This is a genomic window from Dyella sp. (assembly GCF_035277725.1).
GTDB lineage: Bacteria > Pseudomonadota > Gammaproteobacteria > Xanthomonadales > Rhodanobacteraceae > Dyella_B.
Genome location: NZ_DATEJY010000025.1, coordinates 1 through 7,974, shown reverse-complemented (window position 1 = coordinate 7,974; position 7,974 = coordinate 1). Strand labels below are relative to the sequence as shown.

At 55.4% G+C, this 7,974-nt stretch carries 7 protein-coding genes and 1 pseudogene; 3 read left to right on the top strand and 5 right to left on the bottom strand.

From position 1 onward, the window contains the following. The 3 genes from VJR68_RS01625 to VJR68_RS01615 form a co-directional block, all read right to left on the bottom strand. Nucleotides 1-1,489 (bottom strand): DUF6531 domain-containing protein (locus VJR68_RS01625; RefSeq protein WP_324145801.1); only part of this gene is annotated, 1,489 nt, incomplete at its 3' end. 1,446 nt (nt 1,490-2,935) lie between these two features. After that, nucleotides 2,936-3,418 carry a GFA family protein gene (locus VJR68_RS01620; RefSeq protein ID WP_324145800.1) on the bottom strand — a complete coding sequence of 161 codons (483 nt, stop codon included), beginning with the start codon at nt 3,416-3,418 and terminating at the stop codon, nt 2,936-2,938. A 106-nt stretch (nt 3,419-3,524) separates the two neighbouring features. Then, nucleotides 3,525-4,106, bottom strand: coding sequence for a TetR/AcrR family transcriptional regulator (locus VJR68_RS01615; protein WP_324145799.1), 582 nt, complete (start codon nt 4,104-4,106; stop codon nt 3,525-3,527). A 75-nt stretch (nt 4,107-4,181) separates the two neighbouring features. On the opposite strand from VJR68_RS01615, the gene VJR68_RS01610 reads away from it, so the two are divergent. Further along, a complete protein-coding gene (locus VJR68_RS01610) occupies nt 4,182-4,976 on the top strand; it encodes a nitroreductase family protein (RefSeq protein WP_324145798.1) in 795 nt (264 codons plus the stop codon). Nucleotides 4,977-5,281: 305 nt separating this feature from the next. On the opposite strand, the pseudogene VJR68_RS22025 reads toward VJR68_RS01610, so the two are convergent. After that, nucleotides 5,282-5,512, bottom strand: a pseudogene (locus VJR68_RS22025) (KGG domain-containing protein); the annotation flags it as partial. A gap of 313 nt (nt 5,513-5,825) precedes the next feature. On the opposite strand from VJR68_RS22025, the gene VJR68_RS01600 reads away from it, so the two are divergent. After that, the gene (locus VJR68_RS01600) at nt 5,826-6,383 is read left to right on the top strand and encodes a hypothetical protein (protein ID WP_324145796.1); all 558 of its coding nucleotides are present in this window, start codon (nt 5,826-5,828) and stop codon (nt 6,381-6,383) included. A 341-nt stretch (nt 6,384-6,724) separates the two neighbouring features. Next, nucleotides 6,725-7,561 carry a helix-turn-helix transcriptional regulator gene (locus VJR68_RS01595; protein WP_324145795.1) on the top strand — a complete coding sequence of 279 codons (837 nt, stop codon included), beginning with the start codon at nt 6,725-6,727 and terminating at the stop codon, nt 7,559-7,561. A gap of 10 nt (nt 7,562-7,571) precedes the next feature. Here VJR68_RS01595 and VJR68_RS01590 read toward each other — a convergent pair. Next, the coding region (locus VJR68_RS01590) for a hypothetical protein (RefSeq protein ID WP_324145794.1) at nt 7,572-7,974 on the bottom strand (403 nt) is incomplete at its 5' end.

Sequence of the window (7,974 nt, the reverse complement as noted above, 5' to 3'; positions counted from 1 at the left end):
TGCTATCCCATTGATACGTGGTCGTGCGAGCAATGCTCGTACCTGATGCTTCTACCGTCTGCTGAAGCTGGCCGGTGGCGGCGTATAGATACGTCGTCGTGTTGCCATTGTTGTCGACCTCCGACTGCATATTGCCATTGCCGTCGTAGCTCATTTGGCTGAGGGTGGCGGCGCAATGTGAAGATGCTTGGCCAGTCACCGAAATCGGCAACGCGCTGGCGTTGTATTGGTACACCGATACGTGGCCCAACGGGTTGGTGATAGTAACCACCGCGCCCGTTGCGTTGCTGCCATACACCAGCGATGTCTTTTGCGTTCCATCGGCCAGGCTGGTCGATAGCGCATTGCCGTTGGTGTCGTAAGTGGTTAGATCATGCGCGACACCGTTGTAATCAACTTCTGTCAAACCTCTTAACTGCGGAGTATTAGGATCGAACGGTTTGTACTGGTATTGAACGGTCACTGGATTTGAGCCGGGGAAGCTTGCCGACGCGATTTCCGCTGGAATCAAGTTCCACGTTCCCAAGTCATCGGATGCAGCTTGATATGTGTAGTTGTTGCCAGCGGGATCGGTCACCGTTAGCGCCGAAATACCTTGTCCTCCGGTATTAGACGGAATGGTTATGGTTAAGACCATCTGTTGTCCGGACGTATGCGTGACCACGGTAGTCGTGCTGTTCGGGTAGGTAATGGTCCACCCGATTCCCGAAGCATCGTGGATACCGGTAAGAATGCCTTTGTTACGCGGAGAGGGGCCTGTGGTTAAATCCTGGGTCCAGGTGTAGACCATGGCGTCCTCATCAACCACGGTATAAGTGCCTGGCCCCGACCCGTTGGGCGTATACGTCAAGGTCGCCAGGCCGCCACCGCCCTCTTCGGTGAAGGGGCCGGTGAGAGGCGCCCCCGATGCCGCAGCAACGGGTTGCGTGAATTTAATCTCTGAACCGTCCGGGCGCATGAAGAAGGCCGTCGTACAACTGAGGCCGCCCATGCATTGAGTGTGGAGCTCGTAATCAAGATTATCGGTCCACCCGCCAGGGCCGTTAGGTAACCCGGCTCGGATACCTCTCGAGGCGTAATACCGCTCGAACTTCAGCCCCATCTCACCTGGCAAGGCGAAATCGGTCTCAATGTCCACCTTTGCACCCGTACCGGGATCAATCGGATCACCGACTCGCAAACAAGGAGGCGCTTTGCTGTTCTTCTTGTCGGCAGTGATGGTTGTACTGACTGATGTCTGCGTACCGCCACCGCCGCCCGGCCCCCCACCTCCGCCAGAACTAGAACCGCCGCCGCCGTCAGGCACGTAGAGGTAGGAGTTTGTACAACCGGCACCCACTGACGCCCCGACAGTCTTTAGGTCTGGGTTCCAACCAAAATGAGTACCGTAACCAGGACAGGTATTTATCTGATAAGCGGCTGCTTTGACTGAAGGTGTTGCACACACGAATGCAATTACAAAGAACAACGCCCCTAGATAGCGCAACATGAAGCAGTCCTTTCAAAAAAATAAAAAACAGCGGTGTAAAAAAATGTACGCGACTCGCCCTTGAGCAGTAGCAAGACGAACACAGCAAGGATTTAATCCGGGGCAGAGTTCACTGCCTGGTACATCACGTACGTAAAAATAACTTTCAGACGACCTGTACCTAGCGCGCATGGGCGGCGCAATGGCAGTTCTTGTCGTAGGGGTACTGCAAAACCCCTCAGGACTGGAGGAATGCATGACCGCGATGAGGTCGCTATCGCTACCCAACACGATGGTATTGCGATAGCAGGAACCGAGCTGGGGCTCCCTCCGCTTTCCTTTTTTAGCGTCTCCGTTCGAGACGACCATGCTCCAAACATCGACCGTCTTCCCCTTCCGTGCACAATCGCTGCGATTCCATAAGCATTTTCAAGCTAGCAAAGGAAGTCGAATGGCCGTAATAGGAAAATTTCCTGGTAGGGAATTCGTCTTGTCACACGTTTGCCCCCTTTAACTTGTTCGGGCTCTTGCGCAACCTGACGCCTTCCACGCTGTGCGTGCTGCAAATCGCGCGCAGCGAGTTACACCGCAAGATGTCCGACTGCGCGCTTGCCCCGCCACGCCCGCGATGCCTTCCGAGGTCGATTTCGACGCAGATATCCACAGCCGGCAGTGGCCGGCGAACGGGAAGGGCTAGGTCCCGCGACAAAGCGGCGAGCAGACGCAAAGCGACGCGTGCTTGGATGGTTTCGAAGCACTCCCGCGGCCGCCACCGCCCCAAAATGGTAGGGGGGGCATCGGAAAAAGGTAATTCAGGTAACCACACCCTGAAACTGGAAATAACATATTGAATTTAAAGGAAAGAAAGATTACCTCTAAGAAGTAATTTTCGGTAACCACAAAGGTAATCGCCTGCTAAGTCATTGATTTTCGGACGCAAGCAGTCCTGCGGAGATTACCTTTTGAGAAGGTAACTAGTTACCTCATGATTACCTTAAGGTTACCTTTGTTGAATGTTCATATCCGTTTGTTTTTATTGGATAAATTGACTATTTCGTGCGCTTGGTTACCTTGATTACCTTTTTCCGGACGACCCGGAAATTTTGGGAGGTAAACAGGTTTTGAGTTCGGTGCATTCAAAGCGCTTCAGCTTATGCCATCTTATGGGGGTACATGTTGGGGTATATCTTCAATCTCTCGGGTGGTATCTATTTTAAAGTCAGTGGTTTACGTCTCTAATATGCGTGAAACTTCGGGCGCCAAATTCAGGAAAAAGGCCTACTTTGAGGTAGGCCTTTTTTGTTTTGGCGGCATTCCACGCCATGGAAAGTGCTCCGCTTCCAAGAACTGATCTTCAAGCGGCACGGAGAAGCAGTCGGCAAAATCCATGCTCACAGCTTGGTGTCGAGAGTTTGAAAATTCCCTGCGTTGATTACGAAGCGAATGTCACGTCCTTTTTCGGCAGGATCACTTTGCCGTCGCCACTGTGGCCGGTCGCGGGCCGGTGCTGGCAAAGGACGTCATCAGAACCTCAAAGTCCTCATCCTCCGGCATCGTGGCAAAGCTGTATGGAGTGGTGATCGAGACCCAGGGAGCTTTGCTGCCGGCGAAAATTTCGACATAAGGGACAAACCAGCGATGGTCATCGAGCATCGTTGCCCTGAGGTTGACCACGTCCGCGCCGGCCACCCGCAAAAACAACCAGTTCTTGCAGCGCGGGCAGAAGTAGTGCGAATGCTCGCTGGAACTCCATCCGGTTTCCGGCTCGCCGCTGGTGATGTCCAAACCGTCGCTTGGCAAAGTCACGATCGATGAAAACGCGCTTGCACTTCGCTTCTGACACCAGGCGCAATGGCAGGCCATGGTCAGTAGAGGAGGGCGGCTGACCCGTACGCGGATATGGCCGCATAGGCATCCGCCCTCCCAAGGTAACTTCCAGTCATCCGACATAAGAGCCTCCGGCAACGGTAAGAAAGGTGATGGGTGAAGTCTTGCTTGCAAGCCGTAAGCGAATCACAAACGCGAACCTGACGATGTTGCCACCTTGCTACGAACGCTATCTGTGATCCTTCCGCCGTCGACGCGGCGCCGGCCGCCGTAGATAGCGTTCCAATAGCAGCACGATTTCTTCGACCAAATCGGGACGCGCGAGCCATTCCGGCCGCTCATTAGCGGCTTCGTGAACGATGGCATGACCGGCGGCGCGCAGGATGAAGATGGCCAAATCCAGGTCGGGCACATTGCGTGCGAAGGGGCGAACGAGTTCCTTCAGCTGTTCGCGAACCCTTGTCTCGCGTGTGGGATCAATATGGCGCGCGGAACGCGGCAGCTCTTCGGCGAAGATGCGGTGTAGTGCGGGTGCGGTTCGATGCTCCGCCACGCTGGCGTGCATCAATGCACTGAGCACGTCATGCAGGTTGCGATTGGCACGCAACGTCGCCACAGCACCGGGGATGTCGCGATGAGCCTGGTCAACGTGCCGGCGCTGCAGCTCGACAACGATCGATTCCTTGTTGGGAAAGTATTGATAAAGCGACGCGATGTTCACGCCGGCACGCTCGGCGATCCTGTTGGTCGTGAAACCCTCCCAGCCGTCCTTGACGAGAATGTAAGTAGCTGCTTCCAGAATGGCGTCCACCGTGGCAGTAGCTCGTGCCTGGCGTGGCTCCTTTCGCGGGATGTGCCTGGGTTTTGGCATAAACGGGAATATAAGTTGGCAAAACAAGTTTTAGCTTACATTATTTTCCGCATGAACAAGCCTCTCGAAAACAGCCAACTGAATCTTGCCGATCTTGGATCGGTCACGTGGGAAACCTTTCGCGTCATCAATGCAAGTCGCCGGGCTGTGCGCCATTTCGACGGCATGCCGATCAGCGACGAGGTTGTCCTTGCCGTGCTTGCCGAGGCGCAACTTGCGCCGTCCAGCAAAAATCTCCAGCCCTATTGCTTTCATTGGATCAAGGATGCACGGGTGCATGAAGCGATCGCCGCCACGTGTCGCAACCAGCGTGCCGCAAAAAGTGCTTCCACGCTGATTGTCGTAAGCGCTAACAGCGCCTATGGTTTGCGCACGCTCAACGGCTGGGAAGCGCACGTTGAGCAAACCGATACGCTGGACGACAAGTCCAAGGCGTACCATCGTCAAGAACTCAATCTCTGCCGACGCTTCGACCGTATCAGCCGCCTTTGGTTGTGGGAGCCGCTGATGGTCTTGATCTCCTGGCTCTATCCCATGTTGGATCTGCTGCCGGTCGGTCCGTCGCGAACCAGACACTGGGTGGCGCGCAACAGTCTCTATGCAGCGCAAACGCTTTTGCTGGCCGCGGCGGCCAGCGGACTCGATAGCTGTCCGATGGAGGGCTTCAGCGCCCGGCAAGTGGCGCGATTGCTGAAGTTACCGCGTGGTAGCGCCGTTCCCCTGGTCATTGCGCTGGGGAGACGTATGCCGAATGCACGCATCGAACCACGCTGGCGCGTCCCGCTCGAACAGGTTGTCGTCGTGCATTGATTCCGTGGCGTGTTCTCCCGGAGATGAAGAGCGCAAGTTGCCGCATAAAAACACCATGCAAAATCGAAGGGAGGGTGCCTGCCATATAGGCACCCTCGTTGTTGTTTTTAACCCCTACGGGGTCTTCTAAGAGGAAGGAGCTCCGCTGCTACGGCGAGCATCCTTTAAGTGTCTTTATGACTCTGGCGGCCGGCTTCGGCATGTTGTTCGGACGACCCACCGCGCGAACTTGCGTGCGATCCGCCATGGCCCTGTTCGCCACCTTTCTTGTCGATATCCGCCATGTGGACGCGATCTTCGCTGACCGATTCACCGCCTTTTTGGCCTATCTCCGACATGTGCTCGCGATCCTGGCTCACGAACTCGCCACCTTTGCGCCCGGCTTCGCGGGCTTCCTGTGAGGTGAATTCGTGAGCATGCCCGCTTTCGTGCGCGGCGCGTCCGCCTTCGCTGGCGATTTCGCGTTGTTTGGATTCATCCATGCCCGCAAAGCCGCGTCCGCCACCCTGACCGCGTTGATTACCAGTGTTTGCCATGATCTTTCTCCACAATAGGAATGAACTGCGACACAAACGTATGCCGCGTCCGTGGATATTGGCTGGCAATAGTTGGAGCGCGAGTCACTTCGCAGTGAAGGAAAGTTCAAGCGCCAGCGAGCCGCCTGCCAGGCTGTCGCGCTTTAGGTGATCCGCCGTGGCGATCCCGCTTGGGCTCAGTCCACTCGCGCGATCGGTTTGTTTACCGGCATAGGCGAGTCGATTACCTTGCAGGTAATTGGCTCGCTGACATCGCGTCAATAGAGTGCCTCTGCAGCGTCGGCTCCGACGCATCCCACAAAGAGGACAACTCATGTCAGCGTTCCCCGTTCATACCATCGAATCCGCCCCCGAATCATCCAAAAGCTCGCTCGCCTCGCTGCAAAGTGCGTTTGGCGTGATTCCCAATATTGCTGGTGCCATGGCGACGTCTCCTGTCCTGATCGGTAGCTTGGTCGGGTTGTTTGGCCATGTTCATGGCGGAAGTTTCTCGGAAAAGCAGATTCAAGTCGTTTTGCTCACCAATGCCGTCACCAATGCCTGCACGTGGGCGGTGGCATTCCATTCCTTCCTTGCCGAAAAAGAGGGCGTTGATCGTTTGGATGTTGAGGCTATTCGTAAGCGTCGCGTTCCCAAGGATTCGAAGTCCGCAGCGCTATCGCTATTGGCACGTACCTTGATCGAAAAGCGCGGGCATCTTGACGATCACGATATGTCGGTGTTCTTGGAGGCCGGCTTCGGTAGGGATCATTTGTTGGAAGTGATCGGCATTGTTGCTGCGTCAACGATTACCAACTACACCGGCAATGTGGCCAAGCCGAAGCTGGAACAAGATTTTCAGCCGTATCGTTGGCATGCGGTGGCTAGTTGATTGATTGATCGGCTCGTTCAGAGGTGATCCGTCATTCCCGCCTTTGTTCGCCAGTGTCCCGGAAGATTGAAGTTTTAAAAACACAACACGTGGCGCGAAGCCGGAATTTATATAAGACATTCAACGCTACCGATTCGTCATCCCAGCGAAAGCTGGGATCCAGTGCCTTTCACGCTCTGCACGTCGCTGGATCCCAGCTTTCGCTGGGATGACGTTGTTTTGCTTTGCCACAAGATTGAGATCTAGCTTTCCCGGTCGAAAATATGTGTTGCGGCAAACGTTGAGTTCGGAACGATGATTACTATGGGTAATATCCTCAAAAAAATGCGCGGGAGAATTACATGGGTACCACCCGTACCGATCGGACGCACCCCTCCCATGATCTGGGGGCCATCCTGCGCCACTGGAGAGAGGTCCGTGGCGCCAGTCAATTGGGATTGGCCCTCGATGCCGGCATGTCGCAACGGCACCTCAGCTTTATCGAAAGCGGCCGCAGCGTGCCGAGCCGCCAGGCATTGAGCAGCATCGTCCAATCACTGGATGTTCCCTTGCGTGAGCGAAACGCTGTCTTTCTTGCAGCCGGCTACGCGCCGGTCTACTCGGAAGCACCTTGGAACGCGGTGGAAATGCAGGGCATTACGCGTGCGCTCGATCGCATGCTTCACCAGCACAATCCGTATCCCGCCATGGTGATGGATCGCTATTGGAACGTGCTGGCTGCCAACGAATCATCCCCGCGATTTTTTGGATCGTTTATCGACATGGCCGCGCGTAAAGGGCCACGCAATATGTTGCATCTGATGTTCGACCCCGAAGGTATGCGGCCCTTCGTGCAGGATTGGGATACCCTGGCAAGAAGCCTGGTTCAGCGCGTTTACCGTGAGACGATCGGGCGTGTTCTGGACGAACAAACACACGCGCTGCTTGATGAATTGTTCACGTATCCCGGCGTGGATGCCTCGTGGCGACTCCATGGATCGGTTGGACCAGCTCCGAACCTGCCCATGATTCCCATGGAGTTTAAAAAGAACGGCAAGGTGCTCCGTTATTTTTCCATGATTACTACAGTGGGTGCGCCGCAGAGCATTGCTGCGCAGGAGCTTCGCATCGAATCGATATTTCCTTCAGATGAGGAGACAGAAGTGCTCCACGAAAGATGGTTCTCAAGCAAGTCTTGATGTCAGCGAGTCAATCTTTCAGATTGTCCGAAAAAAACAGAAACACCTTCGTAGCCAAACGTTCTTGCACCTCCTGGCGGTGATCGCCGTTATACGCGTCGAGCAGATGCGGAACATGCGCATCGCTGAGCGCTTTGGAAAACGCCGCCGTGGAAGGTGGAATGTGCGCGAACTGGTCATTGAAGCCGTAGGATATGGCCAGGGCGCGCAATTTACATAGATTGTCCCGGAACCGGTTTACCTGTTGCAGCGGAAACTCATCGCGAAATTCGGTGTACTCAGGCTCACGTGGCATCAACTCGTGCCCCACTTCCTGCACCGGCATCTTCACATGCAATGGCGCGGCGGGGTCGGCATCGATGGCCGACAGCACCGCGAGGGCCGCGACCGGGTAGAACTCCCCTTGTTTGATC

Excerpts from the sequence above, each read along its gene's own strand:
- VJR68_RS01620 (WP_324145800.1), bottom strand. The coding sequence starts at position 3,418 with ATGTCGGATGACTGGAAGTTACCTTGGGAGGGCGGATGCCTATGCGGC.
- VJR68_RS01600 (WP_324145796.1), top strand. The coding sequence starts at position 5,826 with ATGTCAGCGTTCCCCGTTCATACCATCGAATCCGCCCCCGAATCATCC.
- VJR68_RS01595 (WP_324145795.1), top strand. The coding sequence starts at position 6,725 with ATGGGTACCACCCGTACCGATCGGACGCACCCCTCCCATGATCTGGGG.